General features: G+C 42.4%; 18 protein-coding genes. 16 read left to right on the forward strand and 2 right to left on the reverse strand.

The window, feature by feature from the left end; all coding sequences use genetic code 11:
• Nucleotides 1-5: 5 nt before the first annotated feature.
• Together GD631_RS14285 and GD631_RS14290 are read right to left on the reverse strand one after the other, a co-directional pair.
• Entirely contained in the window at nucleotides 6-752 is a 747-nt protein-coding gene (locus GD631_RS14285; protein WP_143257570.1) for a TolC family protein, read from the reverse strand.
• 137 nt (nucleotides 753-889) lie between these two features.
• Entirely contained in the window at nucleotides 890-2,161 is a 1,272-nt protein-coding gene (locus GD631_RS14290; protein WP_185911475.1) for a BamA/TamA family outer membrane protein, read from the reverse strand.
• Nucleotides 2,162-2,374: 213 nt separating this feature from the next.
• Here GD631_RS14290 and GD631_RS14295 point away from each other — a divergent pair, with 213 nt between their 5' ends.
• From GD631_RS14295 to GD631_RS14370, 16 genes are all read left to right on the forward strand, one after another.
• The gene (locus GD631_RS14295) at nucleotides 2,375-3,769 is read left to right on the forward strand and encodes a C1 family peptidase (RefSeq protein WP_143257572.1); all 1,395 of its coding nucleotides are present in this window, start codon (nucleotides 2,375-2,377) and stop codon (nucleotides 3,767-3,769) included.
• 181 nt (nucleotides 3,770-3,950) lie between these two features.
• Nucleotides 3,951-5,300, forward strand: a complete 1,350-nt coding sequence (locus tag GD631_RS14300) for a Na(+)-translocating NADH-quinone reductase subunit A (protein ID WP_143257573.1) — start codon at nucleotides 3,951-3,953, stop codon at nucleotides 5,298-5,300.
• Nucleotides 5,301-5,433: 133 nt separating this feature from the next.
• Nucleotides 5,434-6,606: an NADH:ubiquinone reductase (Na(+)-transporting) subunit B gene (locus GD631_RS14305; protein WP_143257574.1), complete on the forward strand. Its 1,173-nt coding sequence runs from the start codon at nucleotides 5,434-5,436 to the stop codon at nucleotides 6,604-6,606.
• Nucleotides 6,607-6,619: 13 nt separating this feature from the next.
• Nucleotides 6,620-7,294, forward strand: a complete 675-nt coding sequence (locus GD631_RS14310) for a Na(+)-translocating NADH-quinone reductase subunit C (protein WP_143257575.1) — start codon at nucleotides 6,620-6,622, stop codon at nucleotides 7,292-7,294.
• An 18-nt stretch (nucleotides 7,295-7,312) separates the two neighbouring features.
• Complete coding sequence (locus GD631_RS14315; RefSeq protein ID WP_143257576.1) at nucleotides 7,313-7,954, forward strand: NADH:ubiquinone reductase (Na(+)-transporting) subunit D; 642 nt, start codon at nucleotides 7,313-7,315, stop codon at nucleotides 7,952-7,954.
• A 20-nt stretch (nucleotides 7,955-7,974) separates the two neighbouring features.
• Entirely contained in the window at nucleotides 7,975-8,601 is a 627-nt protein-coding gene (gene nqrE / locus GD631_RS14320; RefSeq protein WP_143257577.1) for an NADH:ubiquinone reductase (Na(+)-transporting) subunit E, read from the forward strand.
• 17 nt (nucleotides 8,602-8,618) lie between these two features.
• A complete protein-coding gene (gene nqrF / locus GD631_RS14325; RefSeq protein WP_143257578.1) occupies nucleotides 8,619-9,893 on the forward strand; it encodes an NADH:ubiquinone reductase (Na(+)-transporting) subunit F in 1,275 nt (424 codons plus the stop codon).
• A gap of 250 nt (nucleotides 9,894-10,143) precedes the next feature.
• Complete coding sequence (locus tag GD631_RS14330) at nucleotides 10,144-10,323, forward strand: hypothetical protein (RefSeq protein ID WP_074557187.1); 180 nt, start codon at nucleotides 10,144-10,146, stop codon at nucleotides 10,321-10,323.
• Between the two features lie 46 nt (nucleotides 10,324-10,369).
• A complete protein-coding gene (locus GD631_RS14335) occupies nucleotides 10,370-11,704 on the forward strand; it encodes a DEAD/DEAH box helicase (protein WP_143257580.1) in 1,335 nt (444 codons plus the stop codon).
• A gap of 205 nt (nucleotides 11,705-11,909) precedes the next feature.
• Nucleotides 11,910-12,977: a 3-phosphoserine/phosphohydroxythreonine transaminase gene (gene serC / locus GD631_RS14340; protein ID WP_143257581.1), complete on the forward strand. Its 1,068-nt coding sequence runs from the start codon at nucleotides 11,910-11,912 to the stop codon at nucleotides 12,975-12,977.
• Nucleotides 12,978-13,076: 99 nt separating this feature from the next.
• On the forward strand, nucleotides 13,077-13,997 hold the full coding sequence (locus tag GD631_RS14345; RefSeq protein ID WP_143257582.1) for an NAD(P)-dependent oxidoreductase: 921 nt from the start codon (nucleotides 13,077-13,079) through the stop codon (nucleotides 13,995-13,997).
• A 185-nt stretch (nucleotides 13,998-14,182) separates the two neighbouring features.
• Nucleotides 14,183-15,430: a DUF1015 domain-containing protein gene (locus GD631_RS14350; RefSeq protein WP_143257583.1), complete on the forward strand. Its 1,248-nt coding sequence runs from the start codon at nucleotides 14,183-14,185 to the stop codon at nucleotides 15,428-15,430.
• 283 nt (nucleotides 15,431-15,713) lie between these two features.
• Nucleotides 15,714-16,331: an IMPACT family protein gene (locus tag GD631_RS14355; protein ID WP_143257584.1), complete on the forward strand. Its 618-nt coding sequence runs from the start codon at nucleotides 15,714-15,716 to the stop codon at nucleotides 16,329-16,331.
• Between the two features lie 20 nt (nucleotides 16,332-16,351).
• Entirely contained in the window at nucleotides 16,352-17,155 is an 804-nt protein-coding gene (locus GD631_RS14360) for a C39 family peptidase (RefSeq protein ID WP_185911476.1), read from the forward strand.
• 72 nt (nucleotides 17,156-17,227) lie between these two features.
• On the forward strand, nucleotides 17,228-18,313 hold the full coding sequence (locus GD631_RS14365; protein WP_143257585.1) for an HpaII family restriction endonuclease: 1,086 nt from the start codon (nucleotides 17,228-17,230) through the stop codon (nucleotides 18,311-18,313).
• A gap of 59 nt (nucleotides 18,314-18,372) precedes the next feature.
• Nucleotides 18,373-18,942: a nitroreductase family protein gene (locus tag GD631_RS14370; RefSeq protein WP_143257586.1), complete on the forward strand. Its 570-nt coding sequence runs from the start codon at nucleotides 18,373-18,375 to the stop codon at nucleotides 18,940-18,942.
• The last annotated feature ends 8 nt before the right edge of the window (nucleotides 18,943-18,950 follow it).

The raw sequence follows: 18,950 nt of genomic DNA on the forward strand, positions 1-18,950 counted from the left end.
GTTTTTTATTTTCGTATGATGGGGGTGCGTGAAATAACTTCAAGTATCATTAAACTCTTTGTTAGTTCAAACTTACTTTTCTCATATGCTTCACGGGCTTGAGACTGACGCTCTTTATCTGTCGATAAATCCGTAGACTCTATCGTTCCGTTAGCAAAATTCTTTTCAGATATTTCATATTGCACATTGGCAAGCACAAGACTCTCGCTTCTCATCTGAAGAACTCTCATCTGTGAGGTAGCCATTGCGTACATCTCAATAATATTCTTTTTGATTTCGTCATACTTCACTTCCCGCTCCAACTCTGCACTTTTTAGTGTGAGTCTTTGCCGACTGACACGTCCTTTGAGGTCGAATAAATCGTTCAATGGAATGCTCAAACCTGCGCCTACTGTGTAACCGTTTTGTGCCTGGGTGGAGTAGGTAAGATATGGGGCGACTGCCACGTCTGTATAGGTAGACTCATTACCGAACATTCCGTATTGATAGCTCCCCCGCAAACTGAAGAAACCTAGAAATGACCATTTCTCTTTTTGGAGTAATTTGCGCTCAATTCTCGCCTTTACGTCCGCCATCTCATAAACGGGACTGTTCTTGGCGTTTTCGAATAAAACGGATAGTGGGGGAAGAACTATTTTAGTATAATCATCTTCATTTAGTTGAGAATAGTCAGACACTTCTTGTGCAACTACACGGGTTGTAGAGACGAATAGAAGTAATAGCCCCGAAAAAAAGTATATAAATTGCTTCATAAAAAAATCCTATTATTTGCTCTTGCTGTGTTATAGCTTGCGCAAATATAAGGATTAATTTCATTTATGTGCAGTCTTTTATTATCTATTTTACAATCTTTCTTGTAAATTGTGCACAATTTGTCGCTTAAATAGTGTCAGAAAGCCTCTGTCATGTTGAAATAGAACAAATTCTGCTTGTTCACTATGTCTCTGCCGAAATCAAGGCGTACATTCATACGGGGTTGGACTTCAATGCGTAACCCTAATCCGAGATTCGGAAGTACGCCTTCTATCTTGCCCGGAGTAGGACCCATAAATCCGCATCCTCCCCATGCCACATATCCCACATGACTCAACATCTTCTTCACCCAGGTGCTTTTGTCTGTATTTATCATCTGACGGTATTCGGCCATCATTACATGTGAGGACTTGTCGCGAAACTGTCCCATGTAGTAACCGCGAAGATCGAAAGGGGTTCCGCTAAGTACATATTTCGTTAGTGGAACGTTCCCAAATGCGTTTTTACTCTGCACTGTCCAGGCTATGACTTTACGACGACCTACTGTTTTGTATTGGCGATAATCTATTTCCAAACGGTAGAAATTATTGTCACTTCCGAACGTTTTATTATACATCATTCCCCGGAAGTCAAGGTAAGTTCCGCTATAAGCATTGGCGGGAATATCACGTGTGTCATACGTCAGTAGGAAACCGAGTCCCGAACTGAAATTTTTGTATCCGTGTTCCGTACCTCCTGCTGCTATGTATGAGGGCTCATTGACCATCCCGGCAGCTGGTTTAGTAATCTTGTCATAGTTCAAATCGACTTGGGGACCAGCAAAGACATTACTTTCACCCAAACGGAACAAGAACCATGGATTGACTTGAATACCGCTATAACGGTACTCGCTGGTGTCTTCTCCACGTTCATAATCTTTATTGGTGGAATACCCGATGCCATAAAAATTCTCGATTGTATTTTTATAAGAGAAGGTTCCGAAGATACGGAAACGGTCGCCTTTAAAGAAGAGTTGTGGCTTCGTCATCAGGTTCAGGCCGCCCTTAAAAATCAATGCAATGGACATTGGCACTACTGAACGCCGTTGAGTGGTATCACTCGGATTCATCCGAAACGTCATCAGTGCGCTACCGCCCACCAGCAAACCAAAATCCGGCGTATAGCTGGGACCACCCAATATGTTATAGTGTAAATTACGCTTTGCTACACGCTGACGACGCAACTCACGTTTTGAAAGGGCAGGAATGGTGTCTGACGGGATGCCTTCCATATCTGTAGGAGTAGTATCACTGATAGAAGTTGTAGACATTTGCAGTTCATCGCTTTTTACTGCCGTATTATCAGTCGCAGCTGACATCATATTGATGGATGGAAGCATCATCAATATTCCTATTATATATTTCTTCATAATTTCTCTCTGAGGAATTTGACTGCAAAGAAAACTATTTTATTCCGATTAGTTTTGATGTTCTTAGATAATAAATCTAAAAAAGAATCGTATTTTTGCAGAATAAGATGTTTTTCGATATGCTGATAAATAAAACTGCATGATTTAACCCCATACACCAAACAATATTTATTAGTATATCATCATGGGTTATTAATTAATTATTTATATCTAATGAATAAACAGATTTTATCATTTTTTGTTTTCTGTGCTTTTTCTTATTCTACACAAGCACAAGGACTAAAAGGCGGCATCAGCGACTCCATGATGCAACAAATCAAACAGAGTTATACAAACACTCCCGCTGACAAGGCTATCCGAAACGCTATCGGAAGCAATGACATCCGTAAACTGGCTCTCAACCAGGACAACCTGAAAGGCATGGATACGCATTTCTCCATCAAAGTGTCTTCTAAAGGTATCACCGACCAGAAATCTTCCGGTCGATGCTGGCTTTTCACAGGTCTGAACGTGATGCGTGCCAAAGCGATCTCCAAGCATAACCTCGGCTCCTTTGAATTTTCACAGACTTATCCTTTCTTCTTCGACCAACTGGAGAAAGCCAACCTCTTTCTACAAGGCATCATCGACACCAGCAGCAAACCAATGGATGATAAAATGGTGGAGTGGCTCTTCCGTAACCCCTTGAGTGACGGTGGCACATTCACTGGCGTAGCTGACATCGTAAGTAAATACGGACTTGTTCCCAAAGATATTATGCCCGAAACCAACAGCAGCGAAAATACTTCCCGCATGGCAGGTCTGATTGCCTTGAAACTCCGTGAACAGGGTCTCCAACTCCGTGATCTCGCTGCTAAAGGCGCTAAGCCCGTCGCTCTTGAGAAAACGAAGACTGAAATGTTGAGTACCATCTACCGTATGTTGGTTCTGAATCTTGGTGTACCTCCCACAGAATTCACCTGGACCGAATACAATGCCCAGGGGAAACCTGTATCTACTGAGACTTATACTCCACTTTCTTTCCTGAAGAAGTATGGCGACGAAAAACTAATTGACAGCTACGTCATGTTAATGAACGACCCCAGCCGTGAATATTACAAATGTTATGAAATAGACTATGAACGCCATCGCTATGACGGTAAAAACTGGACGTATGTCAATCTCCCCATCGAAGATATCAAGGAAATGGCTATCGCCTCTCTCAAAGACAGCACCATGATGTATTTCTCCTGTGATGTAGGCAAATTCTTAAACTCTGACCGTGGTCTGCTGGATGTCAAAAACTACGACTATGAATCTCTCATGGGTACTTCTTTTAATATGGATAAGAAACAACGTATCCAAACCTTTGCCAGTGGCTCCAGCCACGCCATGACACTTATGGCCGTTGATCTTGATAAAAATGGAAAACCGACGAAATGGATGGTTGAAAATAGCTGGGGACCGGCTGCCGGTTATCAGGGGTATCTCATCATGACGGACGACTGGTTTAACGAATATATGTTTCGATTAGTGGTAGAAACAAAATACACATCGAAAAAAGTTTTAGATGTATTGAAGCAGAAACCAATCCGTCTTCCAGCCTGGGATCCTATGTTTGCTGAATAGTTCTTTTTCTTTTGTCTTGAAACAAAAGAAAGACGATTACGGGATAAAAGAAAGAAGATGTGTGTGCGAACACGAAAGGAATTACGGAAATATATCCGTAATTCCTTTCTTTTTTCCTCCCGAATCCCAATCTTATTTATTACTTTTGCGGCAAATTTATGAAACCATTATTTTATCTAGCATGGCAAATGTAATAAAGTTACGTAAAGGCCTTGACATAAACCTGAAAGGTAAAGCTGCTGAGACGTACGCAACAGTAAAAGAACCGGGGTTCTACGCACTCGTACCCGATGACTTTCCTGGAGTGACGCCAAAGGTAGTCGTGAAAGAACAGGAATATGTAATGGCTGGTGGACCCTTGTTTATCGACAAGTATCATCCTGAAGTGAAATTTGTTTCGCCGGTGAGCGGCGTGGTGACGAGTGTAGAACGTGGTGCTCGTCGTAAGGTATTGAACATCGTAGTGGAAGCTGCCGCAGAGCAGGACTATGAGGATTTTGGGAAAAAGAATGTTGCTTCGATGGATGCTGAAGCTGTGAAATCCGCTTTGTTGGAAGCCGGACTTTTCGCGTTTATCAAACAGCGTCCCTATGACATCATTGCAGACCCGACGGTAACTCCGAAAGGAATCTTCGTTTCCGCATTCGATACCAATCCGTTGGCTCCGGATTTTGAGTTCGCCCTCAAAGGCGAGGAAGTAAACTTCCAGACAGGACTTGATGCTCTTGCCAAACTGGCAAAAACTTACCTGAATATCAGTGTGAAACAGAACGCTGCCGCACTGACACAAGCTAAAAACGTTACAATCACCGCATTCGACGGGCCGAACCCTGCCGGTAATGTAGGCGTTCAGATCAACCACCTCGATCCCGTATCCAAGGGCGAAACGGTATGGACTATTGATCCGCAAGCCGTAATCTTCATCGGTCGCCTCTTCAATACAGGCCATGTAGATTTCACCCGTACAGTAGCTGTGACAGGTTCCGAAGTGTTGAAACCTGCATACTGCAAACTACAGGTAGGCGCATTGCTCACTAACGTGTTTGCCGGCAATGTAACAAAAGACAAAGACTTACGCTACATCAGCGGTAACGTGCTGACAGGAAAGCAAGTATCCCCGAACGGATTCTTGGGCGCATTCCATAGCCAACTGACTGTTATCCCCGAAGGTGACGACATTCACGAAATGCTTGGATGGATCATGCCACGCTTCAACCAGTTCAGTGCCAACCATTCTTATTTCAGCTGGTTGATGGGTAAGAAGGAATATACGTTGGATGCCCGTATCAAAGGTGGCGAACGTCACATGATTATGTCGGGTGAATACGATAGAGTATTCCCAATGGACATTCTACCCGAATATCTGATTAAAGCAATTATCGCCGGTGATATCGACCGTATGGAAGCACTCGGCATCTATGAAGTTGCTCCCGAAGATTTCGCCCTTTGCGAATTCGTCTGCTCTTCAAAGATGGAACTGCAACGCATCGTTCGTGCCGGACTCGATATGCTTCGTTCAGAAATGGCGTAATCGAATAAGAGATTAAATAATAAAAATTAAAATAAGCGATAGTTGAAATCTTGCGAAACGGCTCTCTGTGAATACAGCATAAATCCAGCACAGCCAATTTTCAACTCTCAACTTTCAATTTTCAATTAAATAAATGAAAGCGTTAAGAAATTATCTCGATAAGATAAAGCCGAACTTTGAGGAGGGCGGCAAATTCCACGCATTCCAGTCGGTGTTTGACGGCTTCGAAACATTCCTGTTCGTGCCCAGCAAGACTGCGAAAACGGGAACGCACATACATGACGCAATCGATAGCAAGCGCATCATGTCGATTGTGGTTATTTCGTTAGTACCGGCTTTGCTGTTCGGTATGTACAACGTAGGTTACCAGCATTTCACTCACACAGGCGCTACTGGCAGCTTCATCGAAATGTTTATCTACGGATTCCTGGCAGTATTGCCTAAAATAATCGTATCTTATGTAGTAGGTCTTGGCATTGAGTTCGTCGTAGCTCAATGGAAGAAAGAAGAAATCCAGGAAGGATTCCTCGTTTCCGGTATCCTGATCCCGATGATCGTTCCGGTAGACTGTCCGTTGTGGATTCTTGCCGTAGCTACTGCATTCTCTGTAATCTTTGCAAAAGAAGTATTCGGTGGTACAGGTATGAACGTATTCAACGTTGCGTTGATTACTCGTGCATTCCTGTTCTTCGCATACCCGACCAAGATGTCCGGTGATGTCGTTTGGGTGTCTGGCGACAGCATCTTCGGTTTGGGACAAAGTGTAGACGGACTCACCGTTGCCACTCCGCTGGGACAAGCTGCTACATCAGGCAGTGTGCCTGCATTCAACATGGATATGATTACAGGTTTGATTCCGGGTTCTATCGGTGAAACCAGCGTAATCGCCATCCTGATTGGTGCCGTTATCCTGCTTTGGACAGGTGTTGCGAGCTGGAAGACAATGATTTCCGTATTCGTCGGTGGTGCATTCATGGCATGGGTATTCAACTCAATCGGCATGGAAAACAACACAATGGCTCAAATGCCTTGGTATGAACACCTCGTTCTTGGTGGTTTCTGCTTTGGTGCCGTATTTATGGCTACTGACCCTGTGACTTCCGCACGTACAGAAAGAGGTAAATATATCTTCGGATTCCTGATCGGTGTGATGGCTATCGTTATCCGCGTACTGAATCCGGGTTATCCGGAAGGTATGATGCTTGCCATCCTGCTGATGAATATCTTCGCTCCGCTGATCGATTACTGTGTAGTACAGAGCAATATCAGCCGTCGCGAGAAACGCACTATCAAGTCTAACCAATAAATACCGAAAGAAAATGAATACGAATAGTAATAGTTATACTATCATTTATGCTTCGGTAATGGTTATTATCGTTGCATTCCTGCTGGCATTCGTTAGTTCTTCATTGAAATCTACACAAGACAAGAATGTGCAGTTGGACACTAAGAAACAAATCCTCGCTGCATTGAATATTAAGAATGTGAAAGATGCGGATGCTGAATATCAGAAATATGTGAAAGGGGATATGCTGATGAACGTAGACGGTACGCTGACCGAAAACACGGGCGAATTTGCTACCAACTACGAAAAAGAAGCAAAAGAACAACAACGTCTGCATGTGTTTGTATGTGAAGTGGACGGTCAGACTAAATATGTAGTCCCTGTTTACGGTGCCGGTCTTTGGGGCGCTATCTGGGGATATGTTGCGCTGAACGAAGATAAAGATACCGTTTACGGTACTTATTTCTCACACGCCAGTGAAACTCCGGGTCTGGGTGCTGAAATTGCAACTGATCATTTTCAGAATGAGTTTGTAGGTAAGAAGACTTTGGAAAATGGTTCTATCGCTTTGGGAGTTGTGAAGAACGGCAAGGTAGAGAAACCTGAATATCAGGTGGACGGTATTTCGGGCGGTACAATCACTTCTGTTGGTGTAGACGCTATGCTAAAAGCTTGTCTGGGTAGTTACATGAGTTTTTTAACTAAATAATAAGGAGAAGAAAAGAATATGGGACAACTGTTTTCAAAGAGAAATAAAGAAGTATTCTCTGCTCCGTTAGGAATAGACAATCCGGTAACCGTACAGGTGCTCGGTATCTGTTCTGCACTTGCTGTTACTGCAAAGCTGGAGCCGGCTATTGTAATGGGACTTTCAGTAACGGTAATTACTGCATTTGCTAATGTAGTTATTTCAATGTTGCGCAAAACCATTCCTAACCGCATCCGTATCATCGTTCAGCTGGTAGTGGTAGCTGCTTTGGTAACTATTGTAAGTGAAGTTTTGAAAGCGTATGCTTATGATGTAAGTGTTCAGCTATCTGTATATGTAGGTTTGATTATCACCAACTGTATCCTGATGGGACGTCTGGAAGCATTTGCCATGCAGAACGGTCCTTGGGAGTCTTTCCTTGATGGTCTGGGCAATGGTTTGGGATATGCCAAGATTTTGATTATCGTTGCTTTCTTCCGTGAACTGTTTGGTTCGGGAACATTGCTGGGTTTCAATATTCTGAATTACGAACCTATCCAGAATATCGGATACGTAAACAACGGTTTGATGTTAATGCCACCGATGGCATTGATTATCGTAGCTTGCATCATCTGGTATCAACGTGCACGTCACAAAGAATTGCAAGAAGAAAGTAATTAATTATTTCTGATTTCTGAATTATGGAACATTTATTAAGTTTATTCGTCCGCTCTATCTTTGTGGACAACATGATATTCGCATTCTTCCTGGGTATGTGTTCATACCTGGCTGTTTCGAAGAATGTGAAGACCGCTGTAGGGCTGGGTATCGCGGTAACTTTTGTGTTACTGGTGACACTTCCGGTCAACTATCTGTTGCAAACCAAGGTGCTGGCTGCCAATGCTATCATTGAAGGTGTTGACCTTAGCTTCTTGAGTTTTATTCTTTTCATAGCCGTTATTGCCGGTATTGTGCAGTTGGTGGAAATGGTAGTAGAACGTTTCAGCCCCTCATTGTACGCTTCGTTGGGTATCTTCCTGCCGTTGATTGCTGTTAACTGTGCTATCATGGGTGCTTCTCTGTTTATGCAACAACGTATCAACCTTGGTCCGAGCGACCCGAAATACATCGGTGATGTATGGGATGCTCTTTCTTATGCGTTGGGTTCCGGTATCGGTTGGTTGCTGGCTATCGTAGGTCTGGCTGCTATCCGCGAGAAAATGGCTTACTCTGATGTACCTGCTCCGTTGAAGGGCTTAGGTATCACATTTATCACAGTAGGTCTGATGGCAATCGCATTTATGTGTTTCTCTGGTTTGAACATCTAAAAGAAAGGAATAAGACAATGGATATGAATTTAATATTAGCGAGCATTGGGGTATTCCTTGTGGTTATTCTGTTGCTTGTTGTAATCTTGTTGGTTGCCAAGAATTTCTTGGTACCATCAGGAGACGTAAAACTGACAATCAACGGCGAAAAGGAATTGGAAGTGGCTTCCGGTTCTACTTTGCTTAATACGCTGTCTGTAAACGGAGTATTCCTGTCATCAGCTTGTGGTGGTAAAGGTTCTTGCGGACAGTGCAAATGCCAGGTACTCGAAGGTGGTGGAGAAATCCTGCCTTCTGAAGTTCCTCACTTCAGCCGTAAACAGCAACAAGACCACTGGCGTCTGGGCTGTCAGGTGAAAGTGAAAAATGATATGGCTATCAAGATCGACGAATCTATCTTGGGCGTGAAAGAGTGGGAGTGCGAAGTAATCTCCAACAAGAACGTGGCTACATTTATTAAAGAGTTCATCGTTGCTCTGCCTAAAGGCGAACACATGGACTTCATCCCGGGTTCTTACGCACAGATTAAGATTCCTAAATTCTCAATGGATTATGATAAGGACATTGATAAGAGTCTGATTGGTGATGAATATCTTCCTGCATGGGAGAAATTCGGTTTGCTGGGTCTGAAATGTAAGAACGACGAGGAAACAATCCGTGCTTACTCTATGGCCAACTATCCTGCCGAAGGTGACCGTATCATGTTGACAGTACGTATCGCTACTCCGCCATTCAAACCGAAAGAGCAAGGTCCTGGATTTATGGATGTAATGCCGGGTATCGCTTCTTCTTATATCTTTACCCTGAAACCGGGTGACAAAGTAATAATGAGTGGCCCTTACGGAGACTTCCACCCAATCTTCGATTCTAAGAAGGAAATGATGTGGATTGGTGGTGGTGCCGGTATGGCTCCATTGCGTGCGCAAATCATGCACTTGACCAAGACATTGCATACTACTGACCGTAAGATGTCTTACTTCTATGGTGCCCGTGCGCTGAACGAAGTGTTCTATCTGGAAGATTTCCTACAAATTGAAAGGGACTTCCCGAACTTCACCTTCCATTTGGCTCTCGACCGTCCGGACCCTGCTGCTGATGCCGCAGGCGTGAAGTACACTCCGGGATTCGTTCACAACGTAATTTACGAAACTTACCTGAAGAATCACGAAGCTCCTGAAGATATTGAATACTACATGTGTGGTCCTGGCCCGATGTCGAAGGCCGTTGAGAAGATGCTCGACGATCTTGGTGTTCCGGCACAGAATCTGATGTTCGACAACTTCGGAGGATAATTTGCAGAAGAGAACAAACCGGTTGGGAAAATGACCGGAAAGGTTACATAAAGACAGAGCGGGAAATCTGAAAAGCAGCAATGCTTCTTCGATTTCCCGCTTCTTTTTGGTGTGATCTCATAATGTCTTTCCGCTATGTCTTGTATCTATTTTATGCCTGTTTGAAAGATAGTGCTCCTTTTTTATCCATACTTATCTATTATATTCGTATATTTGGCTACACAATAGAATTATTAAACCACAATAGGTTATGGAATATCATCGTATATCTTTCATCCACAATGATACAGAGTATTCATTTGTCAAAGCTATGAGTTCAAATTTAACGGGATATGCCTTAGTGACAGCTTGTAGGGCAGAAGTAACTATTTACATGAAAGAGAATAACCTGAAAGGTTATTATATATTGACCGGCATGGCTAAAGTTTGATTGTATTTTTATCTTCGTACTCTTTCCTTTTTGTATCTTTGCCCCCATGTTAGAGAAAAATGAAATTATACAGTCGGCTCTCCGCAATTTGAAGATTGAAGAGCTGAATCCGATGCAGGAAGCATCACTTGAACAAGCTACCGGCAGAAAAGACGTTATACTGTTGTCACCGACAGGATCGGGCAAGACATTGGCCTATTTGTTACCTTTACTCCTTACCCTAAAACCGAACGATGACAGCGTACAGGTCTTGATTCTTGTTCCTTCGCGTGAGCTTGCCTTACAGATAGACTCTGTATTCAAAGCAATGGGGACTTCCTGGAAAACCTGCTGTTGTTACGGCGGGCATCCCATCGCCGAAGAAAAGAAAAGTATATTAGGCAATCATCCTGCTATCATCATCGGTACCCCGGGACGTATTACCGACCATTTGTCGAAAGGAAATTTCAATCCTGAAACCATTGAAACTTTAATTATCGACGAGTTCGACAAGTCGTTGGAGTTTGGTTTCCACGATGAAATGGCAGAGATTATCACCCAGCTTCCGGGATTAAAAAAACGTATGTTGCTTTCAGCTACCGATGCAGAAGAGATTCCCGAATTTACGGGACTGAACCGCACGGTTAAGTTGGACTTCCTTTCGGACGCTTCTGAAGAACAAGAGTCGCGCTTGAAATTGATGAAGGTGCTTTCGCCCTCCAAAGATAAGATTGATACTTTATATAACCTGCTTTGTACATTGGGGAGTAGTTCGAGCATTGTGTTTTGTAATCATCGGGATGCGGTGGACCGTGTGCATCAGTTATTGGCAGATAAAAAACTACTCGCAGAACGTTTTCATGGCGGCATGGAACAGCCGGACCGAGAACGTGCGCTCTACAAATTCCGTAATGGGAGTTGTCATGTATTGATTTCTACCGATCTGGCTGCCCGTGGACTGGATATTCCGGAAGTTGGACATATCATCCATTATCATTTGCCGGTCAATGAAGAAGCCTTTACACACCGCAACGGACGAACAGCACGTTGGGACGCTACCGGAACGTCTTATCTGATTCTTCATGCCGAAGAGAAACTTCCTCCTTATATCCCGGAAGAAATGGAAGCAGTGGTGTTGCCTGAAAACCCTCCCCGTCCTCCGAAATCGGTCTGGACTACTATATATATAGGTAAAGGAAAGAAGGAAAAACTTAGCCGGATTGATATTGCTGGATTCTTATATAAAAAAGGAAATCTGGCTCGTGAAGATGTCGGAGCGATTGATGTCAAAGAGCATTATGCTTTTGTTGCCGTTCGTCGGGCTAAGGTGAAGCAACTCCTGAATCTGATTCAGGGAGAGAAAATAAAAGGAATGAAGACTATTATTGAAGAAGCGAAGTAAAAATCTTTGCTGTAAGATACCTTACTTGACATCTATAGATAACAATATGGTGTATATATCCTGTATAAACCAATAAAAAGAAAGGAAAATCTGCTTTAGAACAGTATTTTTATAAGGAAAGATTTGTGCGGTGGGAATAAATTCGTAAATTCGCAAGGTCAAAAGACAAAAGTAACGAAATTGTTAAACCAAAAACAAACTTCAAATGAAAAAGCATAATTTCAATGCAGGACCTTCCATTCTTCCGCGTGAGGTGATAGAGGATACAGCGAAGGCTATTTTAGATTTCAACGGCTCTGGTCTCTCTTTGATGGAAATCAGCCACCGCGCCAAAGACTTCCAACCTGTGGTTGACGAAGCAGTGGCATTATTCAAGGAATTACTCAATATCCCCGAAGGTTATTCGGTACTGTTCCTTGGTGGAGGTGCTAGTCTGGAGTTCTGCATGGTTCCTTTTAACTTCTTGGAGAAAAAGGCTGCTTACTTGAACACAGGTGTGTGGGCTAAGAAAGCAATGAAAGAGGCTAAAGGGTTTGGCGAAGTTGTAGAAGTTGCTTCCTCTGCCGAAGCTACATATACTTATATCCCAAAAGATTACACAATCCCGACAGATGCAGATTATTTCCACATCACTACTAACAACACAATTTACGGTACAGAATTGAAGAAAGACCTCGATTCTCCGGTTCCGATGGTTGCCGATATGTCTTCTGATATTTTCTCACGTCCGGTTGACGTTTCTAAATATATCTGTATTTATGGTGGTGCGCAAAAGAATCTGGCTCCTGCAGGTGTTACATTCGTTATCGTTAAGAATGACGCTGTAGGTAAGGTTTCTCGTTACATTCCGTCAATGCTGAACTATCAGACGCACATTGATAACGGTTCTATGTTCAATACTCCTCCGGTAGTGCCTATCTATGCTGCATTGTTGAACCTTCGCTGGATCAAAGCACAAGGTGGTGTGAAAGAAATGGAACGTCGTGCCATTGAAAAAGCGGATATGTTGTATGCTGAAATCGACCGTAACAAGATGTTCGTGGGTACTGCTGCCGAAGAAGATCGTTCACGCATGAACATCTGTTTCGTGATGGCTCCCGAATACAAAGACCTTGAAGCTGACTTCATGAAGTTTGCTACTGAAAGAGGTATGGTAGGTATCAAGGGACACCGTTCTGTAGGTGGTTTCCGTGCATCTTGCTACAATGCTTTGCCGAAAGAAAGCGTACAAGCTTTGATCGACTGCATGCAGGAATTTGAAAAACTTCATTAATAATATTTTCACCACAGATTACACAGACGAACGCAGACTTTTTAAATTCTGTGAGGCTCTGGGTAATCTGTGGTGAGTCTTTATAAACAGAATTAGATTATGAAAGTACTTATAGCTACTGACAAACCGTTTGCAAAAGTTGCAGTAGACGGTATCCGTAAAGAAATAGAAGCGGCCGGATTTGAGCTTGCTTTACTTGAGAAATATACAGAAAAGGCTCAATTGCTGGATGCAGTGAAAGATGCTAATGCTATTATTATCCGTAGCGATATTATTGATGCAGAGGTGCTTGATGCTGCCAAAGAATTGAAAATCGTAGTACGTGCCGGTGCAGGATATGACAACGTTGACCTGGCTGCTGCCACTGCTCACAACGTATGTGTCATGAACACTCCGGGACAGAACTCTAATGCTGTTGCCGAACTTGCTTTGGGTATGATGGTATATGCTGTTCGTAATTTCTATAACGGAACTTCCGGTACAGAACTGAAGGGCAAGAAACTGGGTATTCATGCTTATGGAAACGTAGGTCGTAATGTAGCCCGTGTTGCCAAAGGTTTCGGAATGGAAGTGTATGCTTACGACGCATTCTGCCCGAAAGAAGCAATCGAAAAAGATGGTGTGAAAGCACTTGATTCGGCAGAAGAACTGTATAAGACTTGTCAGGTGGTATCTCTTCATATTCCGGCAACTGCTGAGACAAAGAACTCTATCAATTATGCTCTGTTGAAAGATATGCCGAAAGGTGCTATGTTGGTAAACACTGCCCGTAAGGAAGTTATCAATGAAGCGGAACTGATTAAATTGATGGAAGAGCGTGCAGACTTCAAATATATCACAGATATTATGCCTGTTGCTAATGCAGAATTTGCAGAGAAGTTTGCCGGACGTTATTTCTCAACTCCAAAGAAGATGGGGGCTCAAACTGCTGAAGCAAATATCAATGCCGGTATTGCTGCCGCTCAACAAATTGTAGGCTTCCTGAAAGATGGTTGCGAGAAATTCAGAGTAAACAAATAAAATTCTGAAGAAGCCAGTCGGACCTTTCAGAATAACAATAACCGTTCCTCCGGAACAACTATGATTGTATCTGAATAAAAACAGTCCGTCACAGAATGTCTTTTTTAGAAATAAGTAGTATATTTGAGCCACAGATTTTCAATAAGTCTGTGGCTTTAATTTTTTACGTATTAAATACTAATATCATGGCAATAATTAAACCTTTCAAGGGCATTCGTCCTCCACAAGACCTAGTAGAACAGGTCGCTTCACGTCCTTATGATGTATTGAATTCAGAAGAAGCCCGCACAGAAGCGGAAGGTAACGAAAAGTCCCTTTATCATATTATTAAACCGGAAATAGATTTCCCTGTCGGTACGGATGAACACGACGAACAGGTGTATGCTAAAGCTGCCGAGAATTTCCAACTGTTCCAGGACAAAGGTTGGTTGGTGCAGGATAATAAGGAAAATTATTATATCTATGCCCAAACGATGAATGGGAAAACACAATACGGATTGGTAGTTGGCGCATACGTTCCCGATTATATGAATGGGATTATCAAAAAACATGAGCTTACCCGTCGTGACAAGGAAGAAGACCGTATGAAGCATGTCCGTGTGAACAACGCTAACATCGAACCTGTTTTCTTTGCTTATCCGGATAATGAGAAACTGGATGTTATTATCAAGAAGTATACGACAAGCAAGCCTGTTTATGACTTCATCGCTCCGGGTGATGGCTTTGGACATACTTTCTGGGTTGTCGATCAAGATGAGGATATTGCTACCATTACTGCCGAATTTGCTAAAATGCCGGCTCTTTATATTGCCGACGGACATCACCGTTCTGCCGCTGCTGCACTGGTGGGAGCAGAGAAAGCAAAGCAAAATCCGAATCATCGTGGTGATGAAGAATATAATTACTTCATGGCTGTTTGTTTCCCAGCTAACCAGTTAACCATCATCGATTATAACCGTGTAGTGAAAGATCTCAATGGTTTGACTCCCGAACAATTCCTGGCTGCACTTGATAAAAACTTTATAGTGGAAGAGAAAGGTGCGGATATCTATAAACCATCCGGATTACATAACTTCTCACTCTATTTGGGGGGCAAATGGTACAGTCTGACAGCCAAAACAGGTACATACAATGACAATGATCCTATTGGTGTGCTTGATGTTACCATCTCATCCAACCTGATTCTGGATGAAGTTTTGGGCATAAAGGATTTACGTTCGGACAAACGAATTGATTTTGTTGGTGGTATCCGTGGATTGGGAGAGCTCAAGAAGCGTGTGGATAGCGGTGAAATGAAAGTGGCTCTGGCTCTTTATCCCGTATCTATGAAACAATTGATGGATATTGCAGATACAGGTAATATTATGCCACCGAAGACTACTTGGTTTGAACCGAAACTTCGTTCGGGCTTGGTAATTCATAAATTGGATTAGGAAACATCTATCGGATGATGCAAAAAAGACGTTGTTGATGTGAGCTATATCAATCAATGTAACGCCCGATTAAGATAAAAAAATAGTGACGGTATATGCCCGGGATAGTGACGGTATCTTTGTGGTATACCGTCACTATTTTTATAGGATAGCGTCACTATCTTGTAGATGAAAATCTATCAACAAAGATTTTATATTCCCAACTACATCTCATCGGTAAATGGAACATTAATATTTCCAAACGATAGATTGACTTTTCTTATTAAAGCCGTATCTTTGCAGTATGACTGCTGAAGATACTTATAAAACCATCATTGAACCTTCCGAAGGTATTTATACGGAAAAACGAAGCAAGTTTATTGCTATCGCCCTTCCTGTGCGTACTCTCGATGAAATAAAAATACATCTTGAAACGTATCAGAAGAAGTATTATGACGCACGGCACGTATGTTATGCCTATATGTTGGGAGCTGCACGAAAGGATTTCCGTGCCAATGACAATGGAGAACCTTCCGGAACAGCGGGAAAACCCATTCTCGGACAGATAAACTCAAATGAACTGACGAATATCCTGATTATAGTAGTCCGTTATTTTGGAGGAATCAAGTTAGGGACAAGCGGATTGATCGTGGCTTATAAGGCTGCCGCTGCTGAAGCTATTGCTGCTGCTACAATTATAGAAAAAACGGTAGATGAAGACGTGACGGTAATGTTTGAATATCCCTTCATGAATGACGTAATGCGCATTGTGAAAGAAGAAGAACCTGAAATTCTCAATCAGTCGTATGAGATGGATTGTAGTATGACGTTACGTATTCGTCGTTCGATGATGCCTAAGTTGCGTGCCCGTTTGGAAAAGGTGGAGACAGCGCGGATTCTTGATGATGAGAATGTATTGTAAGTAAGATATTTAAATATTGCATGAGAAATAAATATCATATAATTTTCAATCTGTTTTTAAGCTTCTTTGCTTTGATAAGCGTTCAGACGCAAGTACAAGCACAGGAGACTCAAAAGCTCGCTCCTAATAATATTCCTGTTCCGTGGTATTCGCAGAAAATCACGGGATGTCCTTATTCGCATTGCTCTCTGGCTTCTTCGCTAATGGTATTTGATTACTTCAAGGGTATGACGACCGATACACAACGTACAGCTCAGGATGCAGAAAAGAAATTGATTGAATATCAACGCAACTACTTTCTGAAAAAACGTGCTCCCTTCCGTCGTCGTACATCGATAGGGCAGGGAGGATACTATTCTTTTGAAATTGATTCTTTGACACGTTATTATGAAAACATGATAAGTGCCGAACATTTTCAGCAGAAAGATTACCGGGTATTAAAAGATTATATTGATCGTGGTATACCTGTGCTTGTCAATGTGAGATATACAGGAGCTGTTCGTGGTTTGCGTCCCGGTCCGAGAGGGCACTGGATGGTGCTTCGTGGTATTGATGATAAACATGTGTGGGTAAATGATCCCGGGCGTTCGCCGGAGATGCGGAGTAAAGGAGAAAATATCTGTTATCCTATAAAGAAACAGCCGGGCAATCCTTCCTATTTTGATGGTTGTTGGACAGGACGATTTATCATAGTTACTCCCAGAGAATGGATTCGAAACTCTCTGTTTGCACAAATAGGCAAGCTTCCTCCATTGGAAGAGGTGACTCATATAGTTCCTCCTATTGTGTCGTCTGCAACCTTACCGCAGGTTATCAATCAGTAAGCAACTCATGGTGAAGATAGAAATTTCTTAGTAAAATTAGGATAAAAAGAACCATTAGTAAAATAAAGACATATGGCATTTGAAGCAACCAAAAAAGAATGGTGCGAACTCTATTCTTTCTTTCGTCTCCTGGCAGACGGGAAAGTAGTGTTAGGCACAGCAGAAGCAAAGGCGGGAGAAAGATTCTGGCCTGTTGCAATGATTCAACGCGAAGAACATGACGGGACACGTCAATATTATATTGAAGAAGATACGATCCGTATAGTGGGAGAGAGCGGGGTAAAATCGATGCCTCGTGAGGATTTTGGTATTGTAGCAGATCTGATATTGCAGGCTGTGAAAACTTCTTCGGAAAATGATGTAACCTCTCCGGAAGGAGTAGAAGCGTTTTTAGACGAAGCTGCCATTTTCGATTTGGAAGCAAAAACAGAAGATCGTACCGATTTCTCTATTGCATTTTGGCATCCGGAAGCCCCGTTGAGAGGTTTTAATGTCCGTTCACGGTTGGGTGTAATGAATCCGTTATTGGACGGAGGACGTGCTGCAAATCTAAAACTGGAACAGAGTGGAGTCAAATTTGCCACTCCCACAGTGAATAAAATCAATGCTTTGCCTGAATCTCCGAATGAAGTTGCTGAGCGAATGATGATGATCGAGCGTTTGGGTGGTGTACTCAAATATTCTGATGTAGCCGACCGGGTATTCCGTAGCAATCTTCTGATGATTGATTTGCATTTTCCACGTGTATTGACAGAAATGGTCCGTATTATGCATTTGGATGGTATCTCCCGCATTAGCGATCTGACGGAAATAGTCAAACAAATGAATCCATTGAAAATAAAAGACGAACTGATAAACAAGCACAAGTTTTATGAGTTCAAGATGAAGCAATTCTTGATGGCGTTAGCTTTAGGAATGCGTCCGGCAAAGATCTATAATGGATTGGATTCGGCTGTGGAAGGGATTCTGTTGGTGGGCGGAAGTGGAGAGGTACTCTGTTATCATAAATCAGAAAAACAAGTGATGGAGGATTTTTTGTTTCAAAATACTCGTTTGGAAAAAGGGGCTTTGGAGAAAGATAAGTACGGATTTTTGGAGAGAGAAAATGGAATCTATTATTTTAAACTGAACGCAAAGATTGGATTAGTTAAAAGATAGAGAACTACAAGGTACTGATGCAGCAATCTTTGACATACTTATATAAAAACTTGTTATCCATGAAAACGAATGAAGTTTTAGAGAACATTAAAGCACGGCGTAGTGTACGGGCCTATACTAGTCAGCAAGTTTCAGAAGAAGATTTGCAGACTATTCTGGAAGCTGCAACTTATGCACCAAGTGGAATGCATTTGGAAACATGGCATTTTACAGCTATTCAGAATGTTGATAAATTGACAGAACTGAATGAGCGCATTAAAGGGGCTTTTGCAAAAAGCGATGATTCCCGTTTACAAGAGCGTGGACATAGCAAGACTTATTGTTGTTATTATCATGCTCCGACTTTGGTGATTGTATCTAATGAACCTACTCAATGGTGGGCTGGGATGGATTGTGCTTGTGCAATAGAAAATATGTTTCTGGCTGCTCATTCTTTAGGAATCGGCTCTTGCTGGATCAACCAGTTGGGTACAACATGTGATGATCCTGAAGTTCGTGAGTATATTACCTCTTTAGGTGTTCCTGCCAATCATAAAGTCTATGGTTGCGTAGCTTTGGGATATGCTGATTCGAAGATTTCAATGAAAGAGAAAAAGGTGAAAGCTGATACAGTAACCATTGTCAAGTAGAAATAAAA

It is taken from the genome of Bacteroides luhongzhouii, assembly GCF_009193295.2.
Classification (GTDB): Bacteria; Bacteroidota; Bacteroidia; order Bacteroidales; family Bacteroidaceae; genus Bacteroides; species Bacteroides luhongzhouii.